Annotated in this window: 1 protein-coding gene; it reads right to left on the bottom strand. The window is 44.0% G+C overall.

Going from position 1 to position 248, the window contains the following annotated elements:
* Nucleotides 1-248: RnfABCDGE type electron transport complex subunit G (locus Q4528_RS15180; protein WP_303522530.1), on the bottom strand; the 248-nt coding region annotated here is incomplete at both ends.

Below are 248 nucleotides of genomic sequence, written 5' to 3'. Positions count from 1 at the left end.
GTGTGGTGGTTGCGCCAGTAAATTGATCAAACTCACCACCATCTTTTTTTACCGCCCAGCCTTTGCTTGTTGTATTAGCTAAGCTTTTGTCGTTAAAACTTAATATCCAGGGGTTTTTGGCAAGTTCTATTTTGTCACCCAAGCCTGGTGTTTCGCTGTGGTTGAGTACTCTCACTCCGGTAATGCTTAATTCAGCGTTTACCCCAACTAAAAGGTTAATTGGGCCGGCATAGCCTTTGGCACTTAGT

Origin of the sequence: Staphylococcus pasteuri (assembly GCF_030547725.1) — a bacterium.
GTDB lineage: Bacteria > Bacillota > Bacilli > Staphylococcales > Staphylococcaceae > Staphylococcus > Staphylococcus pasteuri.
Note: the sequence above shows the minus strand (reverse complement) of the source record. Positions and strands in the feature narration are given on the sequence as shown.